Consider the following 24,759-nt stretch of genomic DNA (forward strand, 5'->3'; position numbering starts at 1 on the left):
TCTGGACAGGGTGCGGGCTCATCTGGACATCCCGCCCGCCCATCTGGACATCCCCCCCCGCCCACCCGGACATCCCACCCCGCCGCCTCACCTCCCGGCTCCCCCCACCCCCGTCCAGACCCTGCTCCGCGCTGGACGTCCTCCCGACCGAGCTCATCTTTGCCGCTCTGCGTCGTGCCCCGACGGGCGCGGGTCGCAGGAGGAGGGGTCAACGTCATCATGGCAAAGCAAGCAACGGACTTCGATCGCTGGGTCAAGATCGCCGCCAAGTCGGAGCGGACCGACAACCCGCTGAACATCCCGTACGACATCGCCGTGCGCGAGGCGGTCGTCGCCGCGGCGTTCGTGAAGAAGTACTGGGAGCCCGACGGCGATCGCCCGGGCCTCAAGCGGGTCAAGAGCCGCCTGCCCGCCTCGAGCAGCGAGGAGCTGCTCTCCATCGTGCACGCCGTGCAGGAGGCGCAGACGCGGCTGCTGCTCATCGTCGATCCGGCCGTGGCCGATCTCGGCGAGCGCGCCCGGTTCGTCGTCGATGAGCTCGAGTCGGCGCTCGAGTTCCTGCTCGACGACGACGTCGACGAGCCCGCCGACGCGCAGCTCGCGCGCATCAAGGAGTTCCACGCGCAGGACGGCCAGCGCTCGAGCGCCCTCTCCCAGGCGCTCCGCGACTACGCGGGGCTCGCGGAGTCGCTCAAGGACCGCCTTGTCGAGGCGGACGAGGCGTTCGACGTGCGCGTGATCGCCGAGGCCAGGAAGCTCGCGGAGGACCTGCAACGGCGAGCGCTGGAGGCGGCCCCCGAAGCCGGCGCCTCGGCCGCCGCGACCACGATCCGCAACCAGCTGCTGCGCCTCATGGTCGAGCGGGTGGGCGCCATCCGGAAGGCCGCGGCCCACGTGTTCCGGCGCCACCCCGAGATCGCCCGCGAGGTGACGAGCGCCTACGAGCGGCGCCGGCGCGCGGCGGCGCGGCGCGAGAAGGCCCGCAAGGCCACCGAGGCCGGACAGGCCAACGGCAAGCCGGCGGAGGCCAACGGCAAGCCGGCGGCGGCGCCCGCGCCCACGACCCCCGGGCCCACGACGCCGTAAACGTCGGCCGGCGGGCGGCGGCTTCAACGCCCATCACCCTGCAGGGTGACGCACGTCGGCAGACTCTCCGCTCTGGCCAGAGGACCGGTGGCGCGATAGCTTGTGCGGGTGCGAGATCCAGCCGCCAGAGGTCGAACGGATACCGCGTCGCTCGTCGTCGCAGCCCGACCCGACGCGGTCTACCGCGCCTTCGCCGATCCCGACGCGCTCATCACGTGGCTCCCGCCCGAGGGCATGACCGGTCGCGTCCTCGACTACGACTTCCGCGAGGGCGGTCGCTACCGCATCGAGCTGACCTACGAGGAGGCAGCGCCCTCGGGTGGGGGCAAGACCACAGAGCGGACCGACGTCAGCGCCGGGCGCTTCCTCTCGCTGGAGCCGGGCAAGCGCATCGTCCAGTCGGTCGAGTTCGAGTCGTCGGACGCTTCGTTCGCGGGCGCGGGCGAGATGATGATGACGTGGTCGTTCGAACCGCTGCCCGCAGGGACCCGCATCACCATCACCGCGGAGAACGTCCCGCCCGGCATCAGCCAGGCCGACCACGACGCCGGCCTTCGATCGTCCCTGGAGAATCTCGCGCGTTACCTGGGGTGACGCATGCCTCTTGCGCGGAGCGACCGGGCCGCCGCGACGCGGAGGCTCGGAGGGCCCCTCTCCCCGCTCGCTGGGTGGCGCGTTCGATGGCGTCGCGTGTGTCCTTATCCACGACGCACCCCCTTCTTGCTGCTCTTCTGGGTCGCCTTCGTGCCCGTCTTCCTGGGCTTCGCCGCGGGTTTCGACGTCGACTTGGCCGTCTTTGCCTTCGGCTTGATCTTCTTCGAAGCAGCGGGCTTCGCGGCTCCGCCTCTCGACATGGTCTTCCCTCGCTCCGCCGACTCGAAGCGGGGATGGGCCCGGAGGACGCAAGTCACGGAGACCTCCGTGGCATCGAAGATGGGCGGGGGACAGCCCGCTGCTTTCATCGTGCTGCGGATGGTCTGAATCCCTTGTCCCTCCGCCTGGGCGAGCTGGAGGCGAGAGAGGAACCAGGCGAGCGCCTGGTTTCGCCAGCGGGGCGTGACGGAGCCCGTACGGAGGTTCTCCAGCGTCACACCGACGGGAAGCGGCCCCGGTGAGACGAGCTCGATGCGATCACGGTACGAGGTGAAGCGGCCAGGATCGACGAGCTCATAGTCTCGATGCGCGAGCGCATTGACCATCGCCTCCTGGAGAGCTCGCTGTGGATACTTCTGCGCATTCGGCGCCTCGAGGTCGGTCTTGTCGAACAGCGTCACGGCTTCGGCGTCGAGGAGCTCCTGAAGGCGGCGCGCCTGATCGAGCAGCGTCCCGGGGATCTCGACGCGACGAGCGACGGGAGCGGTGCGATCGAGCCCCGGGTACGCGGAGAAGATCGAGAACGCGCCGGGGATGAAGCGCTGGGGCTCTCGTCCGAGGAGCAACACGGCGAAGTTCCTCGGACGCAGCACGCCGGAGAGCGGCTCGGCCACGCACAGCGACGGCACGAACGGCGAGAGCTGAACCCCGTCGACCAGGTAGGGATCGACACCACGGTCGAGCGTGAAGACCCCCATGCGCTGCAGCGCGTCCCTCAGCGTGAGGAGGTCGATGTCGTTCACGGTCGCGGCGTTGCACGGCCTCCGATCCCAGGGCTCCAGAGCCCCCTTGCGAACGAGCAGGTCTTTGAGGAGCCCGTTCCGCGCCTCGATGGTGGAGCGGCTCACCCGCACGAAGTGCTTCGCCCCCTCGTTGCTTCGGCGAAACGTGTGCGCGGAGCCCGTGGCAGGTTGGAGGAAGACCAGGATCCGCCGCTGCGGATCGTCCGACTCGAGCTCCTCGACCAACGGCGCCAGAGGCGGAGAGACGCGATCCCTGCACCGAGTCAGGACAGTGTTCTCGACCTCTTTCAAGCGCGCTGCGGTCAGCCCCGTGCGAACGAGCTTGGGAAATCCGCTCTCGTCCTTCTCCTCCTTCGCGCCGCACACCACGTAGCCGCCGCCCAGATTCTGGAGGTCGTTCGCGAAGGCAGTGAGCGTCTCGACGACGTCGTTGACGTCAGCGACGTTCTCTTTCCACTCCGTCTGCTCGCTCCCTCGTCTCGCGAGCTCCACGAGGTCGATGCGGGCCGTCACGAAAGCACCACCTTCTTGCCCGCACCGATGAGGCGCGCACGCTCATCGCGCAGGCCAGCCAGCGCAGCGTCGAACTGCTCTTCCGTCTCGATGCCGGCGCCGAAGCACGGCTGGACGGCGCATCGTGCTTGCGCGAAGCGATGCGTGCGCGGGAAGCCGCGCCGCAGGGCGGCGGATCCGAGGCGCCCGAGCTGGCCCTTGGTGTTCCACCACTTGGCGACGTCCATCTCACCGAAGCGTGCGACCAGGAGGCGAAGCTTCAGCAGCCGATCGAGATCGAGCGTTGCTCCGGTCATCGGGGGCCCCCCTTTGCGGCGCCGTCGTGGGCATCGGCACCGCCAGCTCGCACCCACGTGTCGACGTCGGAAAGCGGGAATTTCCAGAGGCGTCCTATTTTGTGCGCCGGCAGGCTCCGGGTCTCGATCCAGTGGTAGACCGAGTCCTTCGCCACCCCAAGGTGCCTGGCGACGTCTTCAACCGAGGCCCAACGCTCTGTCGTCATCGGCTCCGCTCCGGTCGCGTGGAACCCCCTGTGCACCGGAGCAGGGTACCCGGGCCGAGCTCTGCCGACAAGACCGGACTAAAGTCGAGAAGAACAGGTGTGGCCCGGATCCTACCCGCGCCGCATGGCGGACGCCCTCACCGTCCGCTGCGGGGCCCACGTTCCCGCGTGGGCGACCGACCGGACGGGCCGCTCGGTCATCGGCTCGTCTCCATCGACGGCTTCGAGCGCCATTGAGGCGGAGCTGCTCTCCCTCGTGCACGCCGTGCAGGAGGCGCAGACGCGGCTGCTGCTCATCGTCGATCCGGCCGTGGCCGATCTCGGCGAGCGCGCCCGGTTCATCATCGATGAGCTCGAGTCGGCGCTCGAGTTCCGGCGCCGGCGCGCGGCGGCGCGGCGCGACAAGGCCCGTAAGGCCGCCGAGGCCGGACAGGCCAGCGGCAAGCCGGCGGAGGCCAGCGGCAAGCCGGCCGCGGCGCCCGCGCCCACGACCCCCGCGCCCACGACGCCCTAAACATCGGCCGGCGGGCGGCGGCTTCAACGCCCATCATGCCGCAGGGGGACGCACGTCGGCAGACTCTCCGAACGTCCTCGTGCTGCTTGCCTCGGCGAGTAGTATTTGGCTCGTCCGGAGGTCGTCATGTCCCGCTTCCAGGCCCTGACCAACAGCGTGCTCGATGCCGAGCTGGAGATGCTGCGGGAGCGGCTCGGGCTCGAGCCCAACCAGAAAGCCGACCTTCTGCGTGAGGTCGCCGCGCTCGCCGGATGGGTCGTGCGGCAGGCCGAGCAGGGGCGAGCCATCGAGGCGCGCCGTGGCGAGGAGGTAGAGCCGCTCGTTCATCCGGCGATCGAGCGCCTTCGCGCCAGACGGCAGAAGCCGATGGGCGAGCGCCTCACGCTGAGCGACGCCGAGACGATCCGCCTGGCCAGCGTTCTCGATCAAGGCTTCGAGCCGCCTCGCGCGCTTCGCGAAGCGTTGGCGAACCTGGCGAACCCGAAGCGCCGTCCGCCGAAGCTTCGCTGGAAGAAGCGGGCTGTCTGAACCATGGCGCTCCGCATCGAGGCCGGGGCGTGCGCAGGCGAAGACCCTTTCGCCGCGATGCTGCCTGGCGACGCCATGGAGGAACTGCGGACGCCACGGGGAGCGGTGGGAAATAAGGCGCCGTGCGACTTCTGCGGTCCGACCTTGAACAATATGGGATCGTCGAACCGGGTCATGACGCCGCAGGCCGCCGTGCAGGCCATGCCCAACATCGCCCAGGTGTTCACAATCCAGAACGTGCCCGTGTTCCGCTGACAGATCGCCCATGCGACTTCCCCTGCCTCTGCACCTGTTTTCCCCTCGCGCTCAGCAGCTCCTCCTCTCCGCGGAGCGCGACGACATCGCACGCGATCGCGAGAGCGTCGCCCGCCGACTGGCCGAGTGCCATCGGCCGCTGTTCGCTGCGGCCATTAATTTCGAGCACCTCTACGGCGGGCTGTCGTGGGGCGAGGACACCCTCGGGATCTACTATGATGAACCGATGCGCGACGAGAACGACCCGCTCGACCTCGACGGCACGATGGTGCCGATCGGCAGCGAGGGGGTCTGCGGCCTGTTCATGAACGAGGCGGGAGAGGTGATCACCCAGCCTAACGTCAAGAGCGCCTCGATCGAGAAATACATCGAGCAGCGCGCGTTGCTCTCGGCCGCGGAAGCGCATCGCGCATACCGGGTCAAGGTCCGCCCCGCGACGGGCGACGCCCTCGCGGCGTCGCTCGGTCTCACCGTCGTCTCCGAGGCGACCGACGCGTATCAGGCCTACTTCGCTTCGGGCGGCGTGCTCCTGCGCCACTACCGGCAGCCGGAGGTATACGAAGCGCGCGCGGACCTCGTGCTCGCCCCCTCGCTCGAGCACGTCGCGGCGATCCTGGAGTCGGCTGCCCACGTCGTCGGATCGCCCCGCGTGAGCGTCCACCGCGCGGGGGCGACGGTGGTTCGCCTGTCCGCCGATGAGGAGTCGAGCATCCCTCCTACGGGCTCGTGGAGCGCCGCCCCCGATGCCGTCCGTTTTGAGTACGGCGACGAGGACGACCACCACGATGGTACCGTCTGGCTTATCGGTGCGCGCGGCTCGCGACGGATCGAGCAGTACCAGACGACCGCCGAAGGACGGCTGCTCAGCTGGACCACCTACGAGGATGGGAAGGCGACCCTGCGGCTCCCGTCAGGAGCGCCGGCGAGCTCCTGACGGAAGCCGCGATGGCGCAGGGCATGCGGCAGCAGCGCCGCCGGGAACGACGCAGATGAGCAAGGCACGCCGGCACAGTGACCGTCCGCTCCGGCTCGCCGACAGCGCGCGCAGGCAGCTGAGCCGGCACGCGGTCGAGGTCTTCCAGGAGCTCGATCTCCGCCGCGACCCCGAGCACACCACGTCGCCCGACGCGCTGCGGGCCCTGCTCGAAGCGCGCGGGCTGCCCGCCTACGAGGCCGCGCTCGAGCTCGACGGCCTCGCCGGGGGCGCGCCGCTCCCGCCGGACAAGCGGCTCGGCGTGTTCGCCTCGCTGAAGGCGCTCGAAGACGGGCGGCTGCTCGCGCCGGAGAGGCTGCCGCGCGCAGGAGGCAAGGTGCTGCTGGCGGTCGTGGCGAAGGGGTACCCCTCCATCTGGATCGGCGAGGGCGGCACGGTGTACCTGGTCGACACCGAGGCCGCGGGCGTGGCGCCGGCGTTCGACGGGCCGGCGCAGTACCTCGAGGCGCTCGCCATCGAGCTGGAGACGGAGCCCTGGCCGCCCGAGCCGGAGCGCCTGCAGTGGCACCACATCAGCGTTGCCGGCCTGGTCGGCGCCGCGGTCGCCGAGGTCTTCTACGCGCCGCCGTTCGCCCCGGCTTCGGGAGCGCACGGGGCCGCGTGGCTGCGCGAGCACCTCCACATCGTGGAGCAGAACACCCCGAGCTTCTTCGTTGGCACCCGGGTCACGACCACCGACGCCGACGAGGCCGTCGCCGCCCTGGAGGCGGCGCTCTCCACGAACCTGGAGGTGCGCTGGTCGGAGCCCCAGCGGCGGCCGCGCGCGGGGCAGCGGCCTGTCCTGTCGTTCACGTTCGCGATGGGGCAGAGCGCGCCCGACCGGGAGGTCGCGGTGTGGGGCGCGCCCGGCGACTACCGCATCGCCTCGCGGAGCGTCGGCGAGCCGTGGCCGTTCCGGTGAGAGCGTCATCCCTCCTCCGCAGGCAGCCTGCGGGCTGAGGCGCTCGCTCCAGCGCCCCGCGCGCGGGCGCACCGGCGCGCCGTCCATGGATGCGCCGCGAGCGCGTAAAGTGTTCCATGTCAACCCGCGCGTGCAGCGTGGTTGTACGGTGAGACGGCCGCTACGAGGAGCTCATCCTGCGCGGCGCACGGTCAGGGCTGCGCCGCCTCGACCGACAGCACGTCGAGCTGGATGAACTGACCGATGAAAGGCTCGGGTGCCGGGGGGATGCCGTCCACGACGAGGTGCTTGTAGTTGGCGATCTCGACGCCGTTTTGACCGTCGCCGACGAAAGTCACGGTGGCTCCACCCCGAATCGGGATGGTCTTCGTGTGGTCGATGATGAACGTGTCGTGACCCACGTTGGGGTTATCGTTGAGATAGTAGACCTCGGGCGGATCGGAGACAGCGAAGCTGTAGATGTTGTACGTCGGGTTGCTGGGCGAACCGCCGACGCGGAAGTGCATGCCGTCGGATGTGCCGCCCTGGTACGTCATCGGCTCGACGACGCCGCGCAGCCGGACAGTCACCTGGTAGGTCGTGTCGGGCGAGCCGCCGAACGTCTTGGTCTCGTCGACCCGCGCGGACGACGAGCACTCGTCACGGTTGCCTGGGTCCTGGTCGCACGGCAGCTCCCAGCGAAAGCCGTCGATGCTGGCGGCCGCGGCGCGCGGGTCCTCGCCGCCGCCGCGCCGCCGGCCCCGCCGCTGCCGCCGGCCCCGCCGCTGCCGCCGGCCCCGCCGCTGCCGCCGGCCCCGCCGCCGCCGCCGGCCCCGCCGGAGCTCGCGCTGCTGGAGGCGCTCGTGCTGGCGCCCGTCACGGCTCCCCCGCCCGAGCCCCCAGCGCCCGTCGCGCTGGAAGTAGCCTGGTCGTTCGCGGGCGGGTCGGCCTCGGAGCCGCAGGCAAGAAGGACCATCGTCACAGGGATCACGAGCAGAGAGATTCTCATTTCACACCAGTCCGGCGAGAACGCCGGGATAGAAGTCGGGACCGTCGAACTTCGTTTCGTCGATGTCGAACCAGCTGGCGTCCCGCTGCCGGATCCCCCTCGCCCAGCGCGCGCCGGCGTCGTCCTGCAACGCCGGCGAGGCTGCCGGTGCGACCGGTCGAGACAGAGGAACGGGGACCCATGGCGCACGGCGCGCCGCGCCTCGTTCGAATGGCTAGGTCAGGTTGGTGAGCGGCCCGGTGCAGTCCCGCGGGTCGCCGAATGTGGTCCGGGTGTCGCCGAACAGGTTCAAGATCGAGACGAGCAGGTTGTTGTGCGGGAGGTTCGGGTACCGCACCCAGCGTCCGGTGCGCAGGCCGCCGCCGCCGCCGGCCAGCAGGAACGGCATGTCGTTCTTCTTGTGCGTCGGCGGATCCGAGAGCTCGGAGCCGAAGAAGACGACGCTCTCGTCGAGCAGCGAGTGCCCGCCCATGTCGACCTTCTCCATCTCCTGCAGCAGGTAGAGGTGCTGCTTCGAGTACCAGTTGCAGATGGCCTCGCACTCGTTCGGCTTAAAGCCGCCGTCGTGCTGGTAGAAATGGTGGTGCTCGGTCAGGTTGAGCCAGGGGAAGGTGTGCTTCGCCTCGGTGTCGCTCCACTGCAGGGTGCCGACCGCGGTGATGTCGCAGGCGAGCGCCATCACCATCATGTCCGTCAACAGCTTGCCGACCTTGGGGATCGCCGCGTCGGTCGAGGTGTCCTTGATCGAGCCGTTGTCGGACGAGTTGAGCCCCGTGCGCGGGTTGTAGTCGGACGTGTCGACCCTCGTCGGCACCTTGCACGCGCTCGTCGCGACCGGGGTGTTGCTGAGGCTCTGCTCGATCTCGCGGATCTTCGTCAGGTGCTGGTCGACCTTCTGCTTGTCGGCGGCGCCGAGCTTCCCGGACAGGGTCGCGTAGCGCCGGTCGAGGAAGTCGAGGATCGATTGCTTCCGCGCGAGGCGACGGGCGGCGTCGTTGCCGTCGTTCGGGTTCAGCGTGCCGAAGAGCTCGGTGAAGATCTCCACCGGATCGAGGCGCGGCGGGATCGGCTTGTGCGGCGCGTCGTTCTCGAAATTCACGGCGTTCATCGGCGACAGCAGGCCGTGAGACTTGCCCGTCGCCCAGCGCAACGCGATCTGGATGCTGGCCTTCGCCTTTTGACCGGCGGAGATCCGGGCGGCGATCACCTGATCGATGGACGGCCCCTTCCCGTAGCCGCCGTTGTTGGCGCCCTCCTGCGCCGTGCCCGTGAGCCAGGCGATGATCCCGGCCTGATGCTGCTCGCCGCGCGCGCTCTTCATGTCGAGGCCGTCGACGACGAGCAGCCGGTTTTGCACGGGCGCGAGCGGCGCCAGGATGGGGCTCAGGGTGAAGCTCGTCTCCGAGCCGGTCGGCCTCCAGCGGTTCATCACGGTCCCGCCGGGCGTGTAGACGGCGAGGAAACGCTTGGCGGGGGCGGGGGCCGCGTGCGCCTGGCGTTCGGGGCCCATGATCTCCAGCCAGGGGAGCGAGACCGCGATGGCGCCGGCCCCTCGCAGCATGGCACGTCGGCTCAAACGAAAATTCGACATGACCGTCACTCCTGTCCTGAAGCCAAGTAGTGGAAAGCGTCCGTCTGCGTGAGATCGATCAGGAGCTGTTTCACGTTGTACCCGGACGCCTCGAAGGCGGTCGTGACAGCCTGTTCGGTGCACTGGTCCTCTTTGCGCAGGGTGAGGCCGTACGCGAACTCGCTCCAGCGCTTGGCGAAGCAGTGCTGCACCTCCTCGGAGGCGGCGAGCTTCTGCACCAGCTCGATCGGCCCGCTCACGTCCCCCAGCGTGCCCGGGACCGTGCCGCTCGGGTCGATGACGACGTCGTTCTCGGTGGTGCGGTACAGCCCGACCGCGTCGTAGTTCTCGAACGCGAAGCCGACCGGGTCCATGAACTGGTGGCACCCCGCGCACGCCTTGTCCTTGCTGTGCTGGCTGAAGCGGTCCCGCGCCGTCGCGCCGGAGTACGGATCCGGCGGCTTCACCTTCTCCAAAATATCGCCGGTGGGGAGCGGGATCGGGATGCACATGAGCTTCTGCAGCACGAACGAGCCGCGGACCACGGGGTTCGTGTTGTTCGAGTGCGTCGTCCCGGCCATCACGCCCGCCTGGGTGAGGAGCCCGAGGCGCTGGGTCGTGTCGAGCTCTACTTTTTGGAACTCGTCGCCCTTCACCCCGGAGACGCCGTAGAACGCCGCGAGCCGCTCGTTCATGAAGGTGTACGGGGCCGTCAGGATGGACGCCCAGGAGCCGGTCCCCTCGAAGATCTCGTGCTCGAGGAACCGCTGTGTCTCCTCGCGCATCAGCGAGCCGATGGTGCGAGAGAAGGTCGGGAACGCCTCCGCGTTCCGCTCGAGATCCGCGAGGCTGCTGATGGGGAGGAGGTTGTCGAAGAAGAACCGGATGGTGGGCCGAGACCGGTCATCGTCGAGCATGCGCTCGGCGTGCTTGCGCACGCCCTCCTTCGTCGAGAGCTCACCCGCCTGCGCGGCCATGCGCAGCTCCTCGTCGGGCATCGTGCCCCAGAGCAGGTACGAGAGCCGCGTCGCCATCTCGTCGCCCGTGGGTCGGCGGAGCTGGGGGCGCTCGGGGTCGGGCGTTCCCCATTCGATGCGGTAGAGGAAATCTGGCGATTGGAGCAGCGCCTCGATCATCGTCGCGACGCCGGTGGCGAACGTCGCGTCGGTCCGGCCGACGCTGTACAGCGCGAGGAGCTCCTCCGCCTCGCCGCCGGCGAGCGGCCTGCGGTACGCGAGCGGGGCGAGGCTCTCGATGATCGTGCGCGCGCACGCCGCCTCGTCCGCCGCCGCCACGTTGCGCGCGCAAGGGGCGAGCTTCGCGAGCGCCTCCGGGGTGGCGGTCGCGCGCTGGGCGACGCCCTCCGCGACGGTGCCCAGCTGCTCGGCCAGCAGGCTCGAGACCGACAGCGTGTCCGCGTCGTTGCCGAAGCCGTTCCCCACGTCCTCGCTGGGCAGCGAAAAGGCGGGGTTGGTCGTGTCGCCCAGGAGATCGCGGACGGTGTTGTTGTACTCGGTGCGCGTGAGCCGCCGCAGCGGCGCTCGCCCGGGGTACACCACGCCGTCCTTGCACGCGAGCGGGGCCCCGGTGGTGGGATCCTTGACGTCAGGCTCGTCGCCGGGCTCGGCGCCGGAGCCAGGACCACCCACGTTTCCGATGCAGCCGCTGGCCAGGAGCAACGCGGCCAGGATCGCCGACCGAGAGCCTCGGAGAGGACGCGCCTGCTCGTGATGTGAGGACCTGGACATCGTTGTCGCTCCTCGCCCGCTCCGGGCATGCTGAAGTTCTCTCATCGAACAACAGGCTTTCTTTACAAGAGGATCACAGGATCATCGCGCCGGCCCCACCAGCGGGGCTCACGGCGAAGCAGGGACTACCGGGATCGCTCTGGCGGATCCGTGTTCCATCGATAGAAATGCGGAATCGAATCCCGGGACGTGCTGCCATCCGGCGGGCGCACCCTCGCCGACCCGCCGCCGCCGGGCTCGGGCGTCCCGCCCGTGGTGCGGACCGATCGGGAGGACGAAGCGATCAGGAAGAGCAAGTGGAGCGCCCGCCATGCAGTAGCGGATCGCCCTCGGACCGGCTCACAACGTGAGCGAATATCGCCGAGGTGAAGTTTTCCTGTCGAAGCGTGAGCCTGCGCGTCGCGCCCGTGGGCGAGCTCACCGTAGTCCGCCGGCTCATCCACCCGCGCGCGCGGTGAGCCGATTCGGCGTGGTCTCGCTACTGCCTGACATGCGCTTCGCCAGCCCGGCCGGGGAGCCTGCCGAACCCCGTGGGGTCTTGCCGGCGTGGCGTGGTGTCGCCGCGGGTGGCAGCCATGCAATCCACACCGGGGAACACCGCTGCGATGGCCTCCGGCCGTGTGCGACGAGCTCCTTGCAACGGAGACATGGGCTCGATACCGTGGCTCCCCCGCGCGGTCGCTGTGCGGGGATCATGAGCCCCCGGAGCGATGCCGTCGTGCGCAGAGCCAGCGTTGCCATCGCTCCTCCGGAAGCCGAGCGGGGCGGCCCCGACGACCGCGCGCTGGTGCGCGCGCTCGTGGCGGGGGAGCCGTGGGCGGCGGCGGCGGTGTGGAACCGGCACGCGCCGAAGGTGTTCCGGATCGTGGCGCGGGTGCTCGGGCCGGGCGCCGACGCCGAGGACCTCACCCAGGACGTGTTCGTGAGCGTCTTCTCCAAGGTGCCCGGGCTGAGGGATCCGGACGCGCTCGGGAGCTTCATCGTGTCGGTCACCCTCCGGATGCTCAAGTGGGAGCTCCGGCGACGGCGCGTGCGGCGGATCCTCCATTTCGCGGAGAGCGCGGAGCTCCCGGAGCAGGCGGTGGAGCCGGTGGACAGCGAGGCGCGCGAGGCGCTCGGGCGCCTCTACGCGATCCTCGACACGCTGAACGCGGACGATCGGACCGTGTTCGTGCTCCGGCACATGGAGGGCATGAGCCTGCCGGAGATCGCGGAGGCGGCCCGTGTGTCGCTGGCCACGGTGAAGCGACGGCTCAGCCGGGCCACGGAGCTCGTGTCGTCGCGCGTGGAGCACGACGCGTCCCTCGCCGGCTACTACAAGAAAGGGACGGCGCGAGATGAACCGTGACGAGGGGAGAGAGCCGGAGCTGAGCGCGAACGCCGCGCGCCTCGTCGGGCTCGCGTGCCGGTCGCTCGGCGAGATGTCCCACCAGCAGCGGACGCGAGGGCTGCTCCGCGTCGCGGAGCGGACGGCGTCGCGCCGGGCGCTCCGGCTCTCGCCCTTCGGGGCGGTCGCGCTCTCGATCGCCGTGGCGGCCGCGGGCTTCGTCGCCTTCGGGCGGTGGCAACGCAGGGCGCCCTCCGAGCTCCTGTCCTACGAGGTGGAGGGGGGCGTCGCCTCGCAGGACGGCTCGCTCCAGGCCGACGCGGCGAGCCGGCCGAAGCTCCGGTTCTCCGACGGCACCGAGGTGGAGCTCGCCGAGGGCGCGCGCGCGCATCTCGCGTCGGTGACCGGGCAGGGCGCCCGGGTCGCGCTCGACCGGGGCGAGGTCCGCGCGCACGTGGTCCACCGGTCTGGGACGCAGTGGCTGTTCGACGCGGGGCCGTTCGTGGTGACCGTGACCGGGACGGCCTTCGCGCTCGCCTGGGCGCCGGAGGACGAGCGCCTCGATCTGCGGCTCGAGAATGGCGCCGTCACCGTCAGCGGGCCGCTGTCCGGCGAGCCGATCGCCATGCGCGCCGGGCAGTGGCTCACCGTGCGGCTGCGCACCGGCGAGGTGCTCCTGCGCGAGCTCGGCGCGCAGAAGGGCGCGGAGGCGGCGCCGAGCTCCGCCCCGCCGCCCTCGGGCGGCGCCGAGCTCCCCGGCGCGAGCGCCGAGCTCCCCGGCGCGCCGCCGGAGGGCGAGGCGCCCGCGGCCCCGCGCGCGGAGGCGGCGGCCGCGCCGAAGCGCGACTGGGCCGGGCAGCTCGCGGCCGGGCAGCTCGACGCCATCGTCGACGAGGCGCAGCGCCGCGGGCTCGACCAGACCCTCGCGGCGTCCAGCAGTGCGGAGCTCTCGGCGCTCGCGGACGCGGCGCGCTACACGCGGCGGGGCGACGTCGCGCGGCGGGCGCTGCTCGCGCAGCGCCGGCGCTTCCCCGCGACCCAGCGCGCCCGGGAGGCGGCCTTCCTGCTCGGCCGCCTCGCCGAGGCCCAGGAGGGAGGCGCTGCGGCGCTCCCGTGGTTCGAGACGTACCTCAAGGAAGCGCCGCAAGGGGCCTATGCCTCCGAGGCGCTCGGGCGCAAGATGGAGATCGTGCGGCGGCTCCACGGGGATGCGCAAGCCGAGATCGTCGCCCGGGAGTACCTGCGCCGGTTCCCCGGCGGGACCTATGCCCAGGCAGCGCGGACCCTCGCTCGGGAGCCGTGAGGTTCGCGCGGGCGAAAGCGCTCTCCGGGGCCCTCGCGCTCCTCCTCTGCGCCGCGAGCCCCGCGGCGTCGGCGGAGCCTGCGCGCGTGGTCCTCGTGCGGCCCAGCGCCGCCGACCCGTCGATCTCCGAGGCGCTGATCCGCATCCACGGGGAGCTCGTCGCCGATGGCTTCGATGTGGAGCTCCTCGGTTCGCAGTCGGCCTCCGCCCCCCGGCCGGCGATGGACGACGCCGGGCAGCTGGCCGGCTCCGCGGCCCTGATCGGGCTGTTCCTGGCGCCGGACGGTCAGGCCGCCGAGCTCTGGGTGGTCGACCCGCGGACGAACGAGACGCTCGTGCGCCGGATCGACACGCGCGGCGAGGCACCGGAGCACATCGCCGAGGTGCTCGCGGTGCGCGCCGTCGAGCTGCTCCGCGCGAGCCAGCTCGAGCTCCTGATGTCCTCGCGGCGCTCCGCGGCGCCCGCCGCCGCGCCGCCCCCGAGCGAGGTGAGCCGGCAGGCGCCTCGACGGGAAGAGCGGCCGCTCGACCCGCCGCGCCGGACGATGTGGGGCGTCGAGCTGGGGGGCGGGCTGCTCGTGAGCCCGGGCGGCATCGGCCCGGCGCTGCTCGGGGTCGCGCGCCTGCGCGTCGCGCCGCTCGCTCCGATCGAGGCGCGCCTCTCGCTCGCCGGGCTCGGGACGGCGCCGCGCGTCGCCGGGCCGCAGGGCAGCGCGACCGTGCAGCAGCGGTTCGGGCTCGTCGAGCTCGCGGCGCTCCCCTGGCCCGAGCTCCGCTTGCGCCCGAGGTTCTCGGCCGGCCTCGGGGTGCTCCACGTGGCCGTGGACGGCGAGGCGTCGTGGCCGTACCGGGGGGTCCACAGCGCGCAATGGGCGTTCGCCGCGGACGCCGGCGCCGGCGTCGAGCTCGGGATCGTGCGGCGGCTCGACGTCGTCGTCGAGGCGCACGCGCTCGTCGCGCACCCGTATCCGGTGGTCCGCTTCGTCGAGACCGAGGCGGCGCGCGTCGCGCGCCCGGCGCTGCTCGGCAGCCTCAGCCTCGTGGGGTGGCTGTGATTCGGAGGACGGCCGCCCCGCGCGCCTGGCGGTGGATGCTCATCGGCTGTCGATGTCGCTGAGCAGGCTGCTCGCCTGCGGAGAGGCGCCGGGCGTCACGGGCCCGCGCCGCTGGTGCCGGTGCCGGCTTCGAGCGGGGTCAGCTTGAACTGCTGGCTGGCGCCGCCGTTGGAAGCCCTCTGGACGAGGGCGGTGCCGTTGGAGGGCGGGGAGCCGTAAGCGTCGATGACCTTGCCGCTGAGGCGCGACGTGATGCGGACGGCGCCGCCGCCTGCCTCGGTGACGGACCATTGCTGATTGGCGTTGTCGTGGCAGGTGTACTGGACGATGGCGGCGCCGTCGGCGGTCGACGCGCTGCGGACGTCGAGGCACTTGTCGCTGTGGACGTTGCGGATCCGGTAATACCCGCCGTCCATCGCCTCGAAGCGGAACTGCTGGTTGGCGCCGCCGTTGCAATCCCAGAGCTGCAGGACGACATCGTCGGCCGTGATGACGGCGGCGTCGACGTCCACGCAGAGCCCGCTCTGGACGCCGACAAGGGTGTAGTTGGTGCCCGTCGAGATGTCCGCCTCGACCTCCGCCGGGACGGCGTGCTGGAAGAGCTCGGCGACCTCCGCCGGGGCGAGCGCTCGGCTGTAGATCGCGATGTCGTCGACGTCCCCGACGAGGAGCCGACCCTCCTGCGGCCGTCGGCCGACGTAGAGGCTGGTGGGGCCTGGCGAGATCGTCTTCTCGACGGGCACGGTGCTGTGGAGCCGCCCGTCGATGTAGAGGCTCATGGTGAGCGCCTCGCCGTCGACGACCCCGACGGCGTGCGTCCACCGCTGGAGCTCCAGGCAGGAACATAGGATGGCGTGGTCGTCGGAGATCTCGGGCCCCTTCCAGAACCCGAAGCGCATGCCTGGCGCCTCGCCGTCGTAGTCGACGCTGAGCTCCCATCCGCCGGCGTTCTCCGTGCTGATCACGGTCCTCAGCGTGTCGTCGGCGGGGGGCTGGTCGGTCAGCACGCGAACCCACGCCGAGGCGGTCCAGCTCGAGGTGGCGTTCGGGAAATCGCCCACCGTCATGAACTCGCCCTCGTCGAAGTGCAGCGCGTGCCCGAACCGGCCGTCCTTCACCCACGTGCCGCCGGTGAGCTCGCCGTGGCGCCGGTTGCCGGACCGGTCGGTCACGACCGTCCCTTCGCCCTCGTCGAACGGCCAATACGCGACAAGGTCCTGCGTCAACGTCGTCGTCGTCGCCGGCGCGACGGCGTCGAGCGGCGCCTTCTCGCAGGCCGCGAGCCCGAGCGACGCGACCGCGGCCACCCAGCGGCGCGCCGCGCGGCCATGAGGCGCCGCCGCGGAGCCCGGCGTCGCGGCCGGACCCCGGCGCGGGTGCCGCGTGTTCGAGCGCGTCATCATCAGATCTTCACGCATAGCAGGCGACATGACAGAGCGTAAAGCCCGCCTGTCGGGCGCGACAGGGGGAGCGCGGAGGCGCCGCGTGGCCGCTCTCGCCGGGCGAGGCGGGCAAGGACGCGCTGGGCCCGCTCGTGGAAGCGCAGCGCGCGCAGGTGGGGACGTAGGTGCTCGGCTCGTCGCAGGCCGCGCGCGTCGCGGAGCTGATCCGCCGGTCCGATCCGGACGCCGTGATCGTCGAGGCGGACGCGGCGCTCGCGGCGGAGGTCGCCGCAGCGCTGGAGGCAGAGCCGGCGGCGGCTGCGATCCCGGGGGTAGAGCGCGTGCTCGCCGTCCAGCTGGGGCACCGGCGCTCAATCCCCTGGCTGGATGGCGACGGAGTATCCGCCGTCGGCCATCACGATGGAGCCGACCATGAAGCTCGCCTTGTCGGACGCCAGGAACGCGACGACCTCGGCGATCTCCTCGGGCGCGGCCGCGCGACGGATGGCGCGCTTGCCCGGGGGGATTTGCTATCCTCGGGCATGACCGCATCCGCGCCGAAGGCTGCCCGCCCCGCGACCTTGGAGGATCTCCTCGCGATCCCGGAGGAAGAGCGGCGCCACGAGCTCATCGAGGGCAGCATCGTCGAGAAGGGGGCCGCGACCGGAGAGCACGGGGCCGTGCAGCGCAAGCTCTCCGCCTACGTCGACCCCTACGATCAGCGGCCCGGCGGGCGCAGGCCCGGGGGTTGGTGGTTTGCCACCGAGGTTGATGTCCACGTCGATGCCGCGAACACCGTCCGCCCCGACGCGGTCGGCTGGCGGCGAGACCGCGTCCCGGAGCGCCCGCGCGGTATCCCGATCATGGTGCGCCCCGATTGGATCTGCGAGATCCTCTCGACGAACAAGCGGAACGACCTCATCAAGAAGAAGCGCGTCTATCACCGGCACCAGGTGCCACACTATTGGATCATCGACCCCGAGGAGGAGACCCTGGCCGTCTACCGCTGGACGCAGGAAGGCTACGTCGAGATCCTCGCCGCCGAGCGCGGCGAGCAGGTCCGGGCCGAGCCGTTCGAGGCGACCCCGCTGCAGGTCGGCGTGCTCTTCGGCGACGACGAAGCCGACGAGCCCGCGCGGGAGCCCTAGTACAGCGCTCCCCGAGCTCCGCGCGCGCTCGTAGACCCACGGCCTGCGGGGCCGGGCACGCGCTGGACCACCATGTGTCAATCGACCGGATAGCCCCGCCACATCCAGCGCAGCGTGTCGGGGAGCGTCTGCTTGATCACTCTCCCTTCGCAGTGGCCGGCGCCCTTCGCGTAGACGAAGCGGTAATGATACCCCTTCTCCTTGAGGATCGCCGCCACGCGCTGGTTCGCCATCACCCAGTTGTGGTGGCTGGCTTCATCCCTGGTGCTGCCGAGGTCGTTGTCGCCGACCTGCAGGAAGATGCGCAGCGGCTTGCGCGGGCTCTCCCGGATGAGCCCCTCCGTGTACTCCCAGGCGCCGTCGGGATACTCGGCCTCGGTCGGCGCGCGGGGGTTCTGCTGGTCGACGAACGTGCCGGAGTAGGTGACGATCTTGCGGTAGGTGTCGTGGCCGAACCAGCCCATGGTCAGCGCCGCCGCCCCCCCCGAGCTGCATCCGTACGTGGCGCGGCCGTCCGGGTTGCTCGTGAACTTCAGGTTGGGGTACGCGGCGTGGACGGCTCGGTCGTTCTTGACCGCCTCGAGGAGCTCCGTATCGACGAACCTCTGATAGGCGTCCGACATGGTGTCGTATTCGAGCCCCCGCTCGCTGCCGTACGAGTCGCCCCCTCCGCTCGCGGCGAAGATGGCGATGACGCTCGGGAAACGGTTGTTCGGGTCCGCGACGAGGTTGTTGATCGTGTTGATGATCTCGTTCCTGTCGCGCGCGTCCTGGACGACCATGAACGGCGCCTCCGCGCCGTCGACGTACGTCGCGGGGATCGCGACCTCCACGCGGCGGTTGAAATCCCCCTTGGCGTTGTCGTTCAAGGTCGGATCGTGGCCGGTGAAGATTTCGCTCTCCCGCGATGACAGGGAAAACGTGAACGTCCGCCCCTGGGGAACGCCGTCGATCCTCTTGATCTCCGGGGCGTCCTGGTAGTTCGGCCCGATCTCGAAGTCGCCGTCGCCTTCGGTGCCGACCGGATCGACCGTCCCGCCCTGTCCTCCACCGCCGTTCGGGTCCGGGTCGTCTGTGCCGCCCGTGCCCGAGGTGCTGCCGCTGGTGCTCGAAGAGCTGCTGCTGCTGCTGCTGCTGCTGCTGCTGCTGCTGCTGGGAGAGCTGCTGCTGCTGCTACTCGAAGAGCCGTTGCTCCCTTTTCCTCCGCTGCCGCCCGAGCCGTCGGCGGCGCCGTTGTCGGACCCGCAAGCAGCGATTGAGAGCGCGACGAGGAGCGATATAGTGCATGTGCTCGAGCGGATCATGGATCCTCCTTGCGCCGGTCGGCGGACGTGAAGCCGATCGTGACGTTCGCGTGAGCGCGCCGGCGCCGCCGGGCAGCGCCGGTGACCGTCGACGAGCTACTCGGTGGTGAACCGGAAGACGACCGTCTGCGCGTAGCGCTGGCCGGGCTGGAGGATGACCTCGTTCTTCCAGGCCGGGACGTTGATCGAGTTCGGGAACTTCTGCGGCTCGAGGCACAAGCCGCTGTACTGGGTGTAGACCGCGCCGCCCTTGCCCTTGATCGACCCGTCGAGGTAGTTGCCGGTATAGAACTGGAGCCCCGGCTGATCGGCCTCGACCGTCAGCACCCGACCGGTCTTCGGATCCTTGACCCGAGCCGCCTCGCGGAGCTTGTGGGGGTCGCCGCTGACGACGAAGTTGTGGTCGTATCCGACCGGCTTGCCGCCCACGGCCTTCAGGTCCCTGCCGATCGGCTTGGCGGCGGTGAAGTCGAGCGGCGTCCCCTTCACCGGCTTGATCTGGCCCGAGGGGATGTCGGTGGCGTCCGGCGGGGTGTAGCTGTCGGCGTGCAGCGTCAGCTCCTGGTCGGCGACGGAGCCCGAGCCGTGCCCTCCCAGGTTCCAGTAGCTGTGGTGGGCCATGTTGACGATCGTGGTCTTGTCGGTCGTGGCCGACATCTCGACCCTGAGCTCGTTCTCGTTGGTGAGCGTGTAGGTCGCCGTTGCGCTGACCGTGCCGGGGTAGCCTTCTTCCCCGTCCTTCGATACGTACGTGAGCTTGATGGACGGGCCCTGCGGCGTCTCGGTCGCTTCCGCGTCCCAGACGACCTTGTCCCAGCCCTTCTTGCCGCCGTGCAGCGTGTGGGCGCCGTTGTTCGCGGAGAGCTTGTAGGTCTTGCCTTCGAGCTGGAACTGCGCGTTCTTGATGCGATTGGCCACGCGGCCGACCGTCGCGCCGAAGTACGGGCTGCTCTTCAGGTACCCGTCGAGGTTGTCGTGGCCGAGGACGACGTCGCCCATCTTCCCCGTCCTGTCGGGGACGTGGAGCTCGGTCACCGTCGCGCCGTAGGTCATCACCTTCGCGACCAGGCCGTTCGCGTTCGTGAGCGCGTAGAGGAGCACCTCTTTGCCATCGGCGTTGCCGAAGGGCGCCTTGGAGACGGAAGCGGGCTTTGCGTTCACGGCTTCACCACCAGGTGGCTCGGATGTGGCGGCCGGGGCCGCAGGAGAGGCGTCCGTCGCGGGGGCCGCCGCCGGCGGCGCTGCCGCAGGGGGCGTGTCGACGGTCCGCGCGCCGCCGCATGCGGCGGCGATGCACGCCGTCATCGTCAATCCGAGCCACGATCTCGTCCCACAGTTCGCCATGCTGTTCCCTCCGCCAGGATCGGCTCACCTGGATCGGCTCCACCCGAGCGAGCGCAGCGCGGGCGAGCCCCCGCGATCCCGCCATGGCTTGCGTTTACGACACCCGAGCCGGGTCAGCCCAGAGATCGAGCCCGGTACCAAGGACCAAGAGTCCGGTGCGCACGACGGCCACCCGGGACAAAGCGGAAGGGCACCCCTGAAGCGAAATTGTGAGCGTTAACATCGTTCATGTCAACTCAAATGAACCGAACCGGCGCGAGGCGAGCCTCGATCCAGAAATTGGAATCCACATCGAACAATACCGTGACCCTGCGCCCGTCCTCTTGACGCGCCGCTCCGGAGGAGGACTTGCCAGCCATCGGACGTCGACGATGTCGGGCTTGGCCGCGGATGAACAGATCCTCGTTGACATGAAAAATGTGAGCGTTCACAATATGGGTTCGTACTTCGGCTTTGCCCTGAGGGGGGTCGCCATGCATACCGGCTCCTTCGTCATCGGGATCGAGCTCGGCTCCGACCCCGAGAGGGTTGCGTTCGTATCGATGGTGCGTGCGAAGGCTGCCGCGTCGATGTCACCGCGGCGCATTGGCATGATGGCGACAGGTCTGTCCTCGATCGGTACCTTGGCGAGCTCCGACGCGACCGGCGCGGCGGTCGCTCCGTCGACGGCTCCGCCCGCCGACGCGGTCTCCGCCGTCTCCGACGATGAGGCCGCGCCGCTCGACTTCGTTAAGGTGTACCGCAAGCTCTTTCCCCTCGTCGGGCGGACCGTGCGCCGCCTCGGCGTGGACGCCTCGGCGCACGAGGACGTGTGCCAGGAGGTGTTCGTCGTCGTGCACCGACGGCTCCCGGAGTTCCGGGGCCGCTCCTCGCTGAAGACGTGGGTCTTCGGGATCGTGGCCAACGTCGTTCAGGCGCACCGGAGGTCGCTGCGCCGCCAGAGCCCGGCCCACCGCGGGACAGGAGAGATCGTGGATCCCGAGCAGCTCGCAGGGCCGAGCAACCTCAGCCCCGACGAGGCCATGGCGAGGGCGGAGACCGCGCGCGTGGTGCACGACCTCCTTGCGTCGCTCGACGAGGAGAAGCGCGTGGTGCTCCTCCTCGCCGAGCTGGAAGAGATGCCGGCGGCGGAGATCGCGGAGGGGATCGGGGTGAACATCAACACCGTGTATGCGCGGCTGAGGGCCGCTCGACAGGCATTTTCCGACGCGGTGCATCGCCACCACGCCAGGATCCGAGGAGGCCCTCCACGTCCGCCCCACACCCGGGCAGCGCGAGGAGCAACACCATCACCGTAGTCTTCTGCGCGCAGGGCACGGCCTGATCTTCTCGAGGCCGCGAGGTCGATTTGATCACGAAATCCGCGCGCACCGGTCACTAGGGGGGAATAGCCGATTCCAGACGCGGGAGCCGATGATGACGTTCAGATTGGACCGAGTGTTCGCGAGTCCCTGGCTCGCCGCCGGGGGATGCCTCCTGAGCATCTCGTGCACTGGCACCCTCGGGAGCGATGACGCTCCGGGGCAGAGCGATGACGTCCCGGAGCAGGACGCCGCCCTCGCCGTAGACGGGATGCCTCTGCACCATATGACAGCTTCGGAGTACAATTCTACGGTCGCCCACCTCCTGGGAACGAGGCTGAGGCCCGCGGACGGCTTCCCGGCCTTCGGCGCGAAGGGCTTCGACGCGAACGTGAGCGCGCTCTCGAACCTCTCGCAGGTCCTGGTCCAGGGGTATTACGACGCCGCCAGGAACCTCGCCGAGGACGCGTTCTCGAACGAGGCGCAGCGCGCCAAGATTCTCGTGTGCGACCCGGCGCAAGGCGAGGACGACGGGTGCGCGCGCGAGATCATCGAGCGCTTCGGGCTGCGCGCGTTCCGGCGCCCGCTCGAGGCGGCGGAGGTCGAGCGGTACGCGGCGCAGTACACCCACGCGCGGACCGCCCTCGAGATGTCCGCCGTCCAGGCGGTGCAGCACGTCGTCCGGACCCTGCTGACGTCGCCGCATTTCCTCCTCCGGATCGAGCTGGGCCCCGACTCGGCAAAATCGCCGGGCGCCCTGGGCGGCTACGAGATCGCGTCGCGCCTCTCCTACCTGCTCTGGAGCTCGCTCCCGGACGAGGCGCTCTTCGACGCGGCGGAGGCCGATCAGCTGGCCACCGAGGGCGAGCTCCGAGAGCAGGTGGACCGCATGCTGGACGACCCGAAGAGCGCCGCCTTCTTCCAGAACTTCTTCGGGCAGTGGCTCGGCACGCGCACGCTCCCCAGCCACAACGCCGACGCGACCCGGTTCCCGCGCTGGAACGACGAGGTGAAGGGCGCGATGCTCGACCAGGTCAACGCCTACTTCGCCGAATTCACGACCGGCGGGCGGACCTGGTCCGAGTTCCTCACGGCGCCCCACCCGGAGAGCCGGCTGGTCGAGCCGCTCTACGCGAACGACCCCGAGGGCGTGCGCCAGGGGTTCCTCACGCTCCCGGCGTTCCTGACGCTGTCGTCCCGCGCCGACCGGACCTCTCCCACGTCCCGCGCGAAGACGATCCTGGAGCAGTTCTTCTGCGTGCCCCTGGCGCCGCCCGCCAACGTGGACATCCCGGAGCTCGGCGACGCGGGCGGGGACGAGGGCCCCGTGGAAAATGTGCGCCAGGCGATCGAGAAGCACCGCGCGTCGCCCGACTGCGCGAGCTGCCACGACGTGCTCGACCCGATCGGGCTGAGCCTGGAGAACTTCGATCCGATCGGCGCCTACCGGACCGCGTACCCGAACGGCGACCCGGTCGACGCGACGGGGGTGTACGAGGGCGTGGCGTTCAAGGACATCTCCGGCCTCGTGCCGGCGCTCGTCGAGGGCGCCCGGTCGGGGATGTGCCCCTCCGAGCAGCTCTTCAGCTATGCCCTGCGCCGGCGCCCGAGCGGCGACGACAGGACCAGGCTCAAGGAGATCGCCGAGCGCTGGGGCGGGGGGACGATCGCGGATCTGGTGAAGCAGGTGGTGACCAGCGATGCGTTCCGCCTTCGAGCGAAGGGCAAGGCGCGGTGAGGCCGCGCGCGTTGTTTCTGCACGAGACGAGGCACGAAGGAGCGATGGGCACATGAAACGCTTGATGACACGCAGGAACCTGTTGCGCGGCGCGGGCGTCTGTCTGGCGCTGCCGTGGCTCGAGAGCCTCGCGCCGCGCGGGGCGCGCGCGGGGGAGCCCGGCACCCCGAAGCGCTTCCTGCTCTGCACCTTCCCGAACGGGGCGCCCCATCACTGGTGGGAGACGGCCCCGGCGTTCGGAAAGACGTTGAAGGGCGCCGACTTCAAGCTGCCGAGGGTGCTCGAGCACTTCGCGCCGGTGAAGTCGAAGATGCTCATGATAAGCCGCCTCGGCAACTACACGTGGAGCACGGAGCAGCACCCCTACATCGAGCCTTCCCACTCGCGGCTCGGGGCGGCGCTCTCGACCTGCGTGGACGCCGATCAGCTGGGGAGGGAGGCGCGCCAGGACCTCGGCGAGTGGGTGGGCAACGGCGTCTCGGTCGACCAGCTCATCGTCCAGAAGGCAGGCCCGGAGCAGGCGACCCGCATCCCGTCGCTGCAGACGGGGCTCGCGGTCAAGCCCGGCTTCTTCGACCAGCGCAGCTACGCCTACAACCAGGTCGTCTCCTGGAAGAGCCCGCGCGAGCCGCTGAAGCGCTCGGTCAACCCGAAGGCGGTGTTCGACGCGCTCGTCGGCGCGGGCGCGGGGTCCAACGTGCCAGGGCAGAGCGACGAGGAGGCCAGGATCGAGGCGGAGCGCCGCGCGGCGACCGAGAAGAGCGTCATCGACGGCGTGCTCGCGGACGCGAACTCGCTCATGAACCGGGTCGGCTCCGGGGATCGCAAGATCGTCCAGCAATACCTGGACTCGCTGCGCGAGATCGAGAAGAACGCGACCCGCGTCCAGTCGACGATGACGCCGGGGCAAGGGAGCCTCGGCTGCAGCCCGATCAGCCAGCCCGGCGTGGTCCCCGAGCCGCCGGGCCAGGCGGAGGGGCTCAACGAGAACGACAACACGGGAGCCGGCCCGTACAAGCACGAAGATCACGCGAAGGTCATGATCGACCTCATCGTCATGGCCATTCAATGCGACGTGACGCGCGTGATCACCCACATGCTCGACGACATGCGCTCCGAGTTCGAGTATCGGTGCATCCCGGAGGACGTCCGCGCCAAGGTGGGGCTCGCGTACAGGAGGGAGAGCAGCCTGCACTACCACTCCTCCCAGCACGCCGCCGGCAACCTGGACCGGGCGACCCAGGATGGCCGGTACAAGATCGTCCAGCAGAGCAACCTCGACTACGCGGCGATCAACTGCTGGCTCAACCAGAAGAGCGCGCAGCTCGCGCAGCGGCTGGACGCGATCCCCGAGGGCGACGGCACGGTGCTCGATCACTGCGTCATGGTGCACATGAGCGAGATGCGCTCGCACGATCACGACGGGTACGACCTGCCCATCGTGCTCCTCGGCGGCGACGGCGTCTTCTTGAACGACGCGCACGTCGCCTACGGCGCCCTCGGCAGCGATCGCCAGCTCCGCGATCTGTGGTTCACCATCATGAACCAGTACTACGGCCTGGGCGTCACGTCGTTCGGCGAGGATCGCCGCGGCGCGCCGAACGCGTTGCTCGAAGAGATCCTGCGGTAGCGCGGCGACTCC

Annotated in this window: 26 protein-coding genes and 1 pseudogene; 15 read left to right on the plus strand and 12 right to left on the minus strand. The window is 70.2% G+C overall.

Annotated elements, in window-relative coordinates; translation table 11 throughout:
• Positions 1-219: 219 nt before the first annotated feature.
• The gene (locus tag NQZ70_RS08110) at positions 220-1,086 is read left to right on the plus strand and encodes a hypothetical protein (RefSeq protein ID WP_129573705.1); all 867 of its coding nucleotides are present in this window, start codon (positions 220-222) and stop codon (positions 1,084-1,086) included.
• A gap of 102 nt (positions 1,087-1,188) precedes the next feature.
• Entirely contained in the window at positions 1,189-1,680 is a 492-nt protein-coding gene (locus NQZ70_RS08115; RefSeq protein WP_129573706.1) for an SRPBCC domain-containing protein, read from the plus strand.
• A gap of 104 nt (positions 1,681-1,784) precedes the next feature.
• Here the strand turns inward: NQZ70_RS08115 and NQZ70_RS08120 are convergent, their stop codons facing one another.
• The 3 genes from NQZ70_RS08120 to NQZ70_RS08130 are packed head-to-tail and all read right to left on the minus strand — an operon-like array spanning position 1,785 to position 3,717.
• Entirely contained in the window at positions 1,785-3,215 is a 1,431-nt protein-coding gene (locus NQZ70_RS08120; protein WP_129573707.1) for an ATP-binding protein, read from the minus strand.
• A complete protein-coding gene (locus NQZ70_RS08125) occupies positions 3,212-3,511 on the minus strand; it encodes a BrxE family protein (protein ID WP_237245139.1) in 300 nt (99 codons plus the stop codon). Before NQZ70_RS08125 ends, NQZ70_RS08120 begins: the two co-directional genes overlap by 4 nt.
• Complete coding sequence (locus tag NQZ70_RS08130) at positions 3,508-3,717, minus strand: helix-turn-helix domain-containing protein (protein WP_129573708.1); 210 nt, start codon at positions 3,715-3,717, stop codon at positions 3,508-3,510. The genes NQZ70_RS08125 and NQZ70_RS08130 overlap by 4 nt, the downstream gene beginning before the upstream one ends.
• A gap of 124 nt (positions 3,718-3,841) precedes the next feature.
• Here NQZ70_RS08130 and NQZ70_RS08135 point away from each other — a divergent pair, with 124 nt between their 5' ends.
• The 5 genes from NQZ70_RS08135 (at position 3,842) to NQZ70_RS08155 (ending at position 6,909) form a co-directional block, all read left to right on the plus strand.
• Positions 3,842-4,231 carry a hypothetical protein gene (locus NQZ70_RS08135; RefSeq protein ID WP_237245140.1) on the plus strand — a complete coding sequence of 130 codons (390 nt, stop codon included), beginning with the start codon at positions 3,842-3,844 and terminating at the stop codon, positions 4,229-4,231.
• A gap of 126 nt (positions 4,232-4,357) precedes the next feature.
• On the plus strand, positions 4,358-4,759 hold the full coding sequence (locus NQZ70_RS08140; RefSeq protein WP_129573709.1) for a hypothetical protein: 402 nt from the start codon (positions 4,358-4,360) through the stop codon (positions 4,757-4,759).
• Between the two features lie 3 nt (positions 4,760-4,762).
• Complete coding sequence (locus tag NQZ70_RS08145) at positions 4,763-5,014, plus strand: hypothetical protein (RefSeq protein WP_129573710.1); 252 nt, start codon at positions 4,763-4,765, stop codon at positions 5,012-5,014.
• A gap of 10 nt (positions 5,015-5,024) precedes the next feature.
• Entirely contained in the window at positions 5,025-5,948 is a 924-nt protein-coding gene (locus NQZ70_RS08150; protein WP_129573711.1) for a hypothetical protein, read from the plus strand.
• A 55-nt stretch (positions 5,949-6,003) separates the two neighbouring features.
• The gene (locus tag NQZ70_RS08155; RefSeq protein WP_129573712.1) at positions 6,004-6,909 is read left to right on the plus strand and encodes a hypothetical protein; all 906 of its coding nucleotides are present in this window, start codon (positions 6,004-6,006) and stop codon (positions 6,907-6,909) included.
• 191 nt (positions 6,910-7,100) lie between these two features.
• On the opposite strand, the gene NQZ70_RS08160 is transcribed toward NQZ70_RS08155, so the two are convergent.
• The 4 genes from NQZ70_RS08160 to NQZ70_RS08175 form a co-directional block, all read right to left on the minus strand.
• On the minus strand, positions 7,101-7,478 hold the full coding sequence (locus NQZ70_RS08160) for a hypothetical protein (RefSeq protein ID WP_272828091.1): 378 nt from the start codon (positions 7,476-7,478) through the stop codon (positions 7,101-7,103).
• 420 nt (positions 7,479-7,898) lie between these two features.
• Complete coding sequence (locus NQZ70_RS08165; RefSeq protein WP_257792769.1) at positions 7,899-8,027, minus strand: hypothetical protein; 129 nt, start codon at positions 8,025-8,027, stop codon at positions 7,899-7,901.
• Positions 8,028-8,111: 84 nt separating this feature from the next.
• Complete coding sequence (locus NQZ70_RS08170) at positions 8,112-9,458, minus strand: DUF1552 domain-containing protein (RefSeq protein WP_129573154.1); 1,347 nt, start codon at positions 9,456-9,458, stop codon at positions 8,112-8,114.
• 35 nt (positions 9,459-9,493) lie between these two features.
• The gene (locus tag NQZ70_RS08175) at positions 9,494-11,215 is read right to left on the minus strand and encodes a DUF1592 domain-containing protein (RefSeq protein ID WP_237245142.1); all 1,722 of its coding nucleotides are present in this window, start codon (positions 11,213-11,215) and stop codon (positions 9,494-9,496) included.
• A 718-nt stretch (positions 11,216-11,933) separates the two neighbouring features.
• Here NQZ70_RS08175 and NQZ70_RS08180 point away from each other — a divergent pair.
• Genes NQZ70_RS08180 through NQZ70_RS08190 form a run of 3 tightly spaced genes read left to right on the plus strand, consistent with a single transcriptional unit; the run spans position 11,934 to position 14,900 of the window.
• Complete coding sequence (locus NQZ70_RS08180; RefSeq protein WP_207217779.1) at positions 11,934-12,563, plus strand: RNA polymerase sigma factor; 630 nt, start codon at positions 11,934-11,936, stop codon at positions 12,561-12,563.
• Complete coding sequence (locus NQZ70_RS08185) at positions 12,553-13,845, plus strand: FecR domain-containing protein (RefSeq protein ID WP_129573714.1); 1,293 nt, start codon at positions 12,553-12,555, stop codon at positions 13,843-13,845. Before NQZ70_RS08180 ends, NQZ70_RS08185 begins: the two co-directional genes overlap by 11 nt.
• Positions 13,842-14,900 carry a hypothetical protein gene (locus NQZ70_RS08190; protein WP_129573715.1) on the plus strand — a complete coding sequence of 353 codons (1,059 nt, stop codon included), beginning with the start codon at positions 13,842-13,844 and terminating at the stop codon, positions 14,898-14,900. Before NQZ70_RS08185 ends, NQZ70_RS08190 begins: the two co-directional genes overlap by 4 nt.
• A 95-nt stretch (positions 14,901-14,995) precedes the next feature.
• Here NQZ70_RS08190 and NQZ70_RS08195 read toward each other — a convergent pair whose 3' ends face one another.
• Entirely contained in the window at positions 14,996-16,300 is a 1,305-nt protein-coding gene (locus tag NQZ70_RS08195; protein ID WP_165373842.1) for an RICIN domain-containing protein, read from the minus strand.
• Positions 16,301-16,653: 353 nt separating this feature from the next.
• A pseudogene (locus NQZ70_RS53115) lies at positions 16,654-16,800 on the minus strand (SDR family oxidoreductase); the annotation flags it as partial.
• 24 nt (positions 16,801-16,824) lie between these two features.
• On the opposite strand from NQZ70_RS53115, the gene NQZ70_RS08205 reads away from it, so the two are divergent.
• Positions 16,825-17,430, plus strand: a complete 606-nt coding sequence (locus tag NQZ70_RS08205; protein WP_165374629.1) for a Uma2 family endonuclease — start codon at positions 16,825-16,827, stop codon at positions 17,428-17,430.
• A 77-nt stretch (positions 17,431-17,507) separates the two neighbouring features.
• Here NQZ70_RS08205 and NQZ70_RS08210 read toward each other — a convergent pair whose 3' ends face one another.
• Entirely contained in the window at positions 17,508-18,299 is a 792-nt protein-coding gene (locus tag NQZ70_RS08210) for an esterase family protein (protein WP_237245143.1), read from the minus strand.
• Between the two features lie 214 nt (positions 18,300-18,513).
• Between NQZ70_RS08210 and NQZ70_RS08215 the strand changes: the two genes are divergently transcribed.
• A complete protein-coding gene (locus NQZ70_RS08215; protein ID WP_237245144.1) occupies positions 18,514-18,765 on the plus strand; it encodes a hypothetical protein in 252 nt (83 codons plus the stop codon).
• A gap of 65 nt (positions 18,766-18,830) precedes the next feature.
• Here the strand turns inward: NQZ70_RS08215 and NQZ70_RS08220 are convergent, their stop codons facing one another.
• Positions 18,831-19,895, minus strand: coding sequence for an aldose epimerase family protein (locus tag NQZ70_RS08220; protein WP_129573718.1), 1,065 nt, complete (start codon positions 19,893-19,895; stop codon positions 18,831-18,833).
• A 419-nt stretch (positions 19,896-20,314) separates the two neighbouring features.
• Positions 20,315-20,557, minus strand: coding sequence for a hypothetical protein (locus tag NQZ70_RS08225; RefSeq protein WP_129573719.1), 243 nt, complete (start codon positions 20,555-20,557; stop codon positions 20,315-20,317).
• Between the two features lie 144 nt (positions 20,558-20,701).
• On the opposite strand from NQZ70_RS08225, the gene NQZ70_RS08230 reads away from it, so the two are divergent.
• The 3 genes from NQZ70_RS08230 (at position 20,702) to NQZ70_RS08240 (ending at position 24,747) form a co-directional block, all read left to right on the plus strand.
• Positions 20,702-21,376 (plus strand): RNA polymerase sigma factor, encoded by a 675-nt coding sequence (locus NQZ70_RS08230; RefSeq protein ID WP_237245145.1) that lies wholly within the window; start codon positions 20,702-20,704, stop codon positions 21,374-21,376.
• Positions 21,377-21,665: 289 nt separating this feature from the next.
• Positions 21,666-23,117: a DUF1592 domain-containing protein gene (locus NQZ70_RS08235; protein WP_237245146.1), complete on the plus strand. Its 1,452-nt coding sequence runs from the start codon at positions 21,666-21,668 to the stop codon at positions 23,115-23,117.
• A 52-nt stretch (positions 23,118-23,169) separates the two neighbouring features.
• A complete protein-coding gene (locus tag NQZ70_RS08240; RefSeq protein ID WP_129573721.1) occupies positions 23,170-24,747 on the plus strand; it encodes a DUF1552 domain-containing protein in 1,578 nt (525 codons plus the stop codon).
• Positions 24,748-24,759: the final 12 nt, after the last annotated feature.

This window comes from Sorangium sp. So ce836, from assembly GCF_028553905.1.
GTDB lineage: Bacteria > Myxococcota_A > Polyangia > Polyangiales > Polyangiaceae > Sorangium > Sorangium cellulosum_D.

Bases quoted from the DNA above. Each gene is read 5' to 3' on its own strand.
- NQZ70_RS08110 (WP_129573705.1), top strand. From the start codon at position 220: ATGGCAAAGCAAGCAACGGACTTCGATCGCTGGGTCAAGATCGCCGCC.
- NQZ70_RS08125 (WP_237245139.1), bottom strand. From the start codon at position 3,511: ATGACCGGAGCAACGCTCGATCTCGATCGGCTGCTGAAGCTTCGCCTC.
- NQZ70_RS08130 (WP_129573708.1), bottom strand. From the start codon at position 3,717: ATGACGACAGAGCGTTGGGCCTCGGTTGAAGACGTCGCCAGGCACCTT.
- NQZ70_RS08135 (WP_237245140.1), top strand. From the start codon at position 3,842: ATGGCGGACGCCCTCACCGTCCGCTGCGGGGCCCACGTTCCCGCGTGG.
- NQZ70_RS08140 (WP_129573709.1), top strand. From the start codon at position 4,358: ATGTCCCGCTTCCAGGCCCTGACCAACAGCGTGCTCGATGCCGAGCTG.
- NQZ70_RS08145 (WP_129573710.1), top strand. From the start codon at position 4,763: ATGGCGCTCCGCATCGAGGCCGGGGCGTGCGCAGGCGAAGACCCTTTC.
- NQZ70_RS08150 (WP_129573711.1), top strand. From the start codon at position 5,025: ATGCGACTTCCCCTGCCTCTGCACCTGTTTTCCCCTCGCGCTCAGCAG.
- NQZ70_RS08155 (WP_129573712.1), top strand. From the start codon at position 6,004: ATGAGCAAGGCACGCCGGCACAGTGACCGTCCGCTCCGGCTCGCCGAC.
- NQZ70_RS08170 (WP_129573154.1), bottom strand. From the start codon at position 9,458: ATGCTGCGAGGGGCCGGCGCCATCGCGGTCTCGCTCCCCTGGCTGGAG.
- NQZ70_RS08175 (WP_237245142.1), bottom strand. From the start codon at position 11,215: ATGTCCAGGTCCTCACATCACGAGCAGGCGCGTCCTCTCCGAGGCTCT.
- NQZ70_RS08185 (WP_129573714.1), top strand. From the start codon at position 12,553: ATGAACCGTGACGAGGGGAGAGAGCCGGAGCTGAGCGCGAACGCCGCG.
- NQZ70_RS08195 (WP_165373842.1), bottom strand. From the start codon at position 16,300: ATGACGCGCTCGAACACGCGGCACCCGCGCCGGGGTCCGGCCGCGACG.
- NQZ70_RS08205 (WP_165374629.1), top strand. From the start codon at position 16,825: ATGACCGCATCCGCGCCGAAGGCTGCCCGCCCCGCGACCTTGGAGGAT.
- NQZ70_RS08225 (WP_129573719.1), bottom strand. From the start codon at position 20,557: ATGCATGGCGACCCCCCTCAGGGCAAAGCCGAAGTACGAACCCATATT.
- NQZ70_RS08235 (WP_237245146.1), top strand. From the start codon at position 21,666: ATGACAGCTTCGGAGTACAATTCTACGGTCGCCCACCTCCTGGGAACG.
- NQZ70_RS08240 (WP_129573721.1), top strand. From the start codon at position 23,170: ATGAAACGCTTGATGACACGCAGGAACCTGTTGCGCGGCGCGGGCGTC.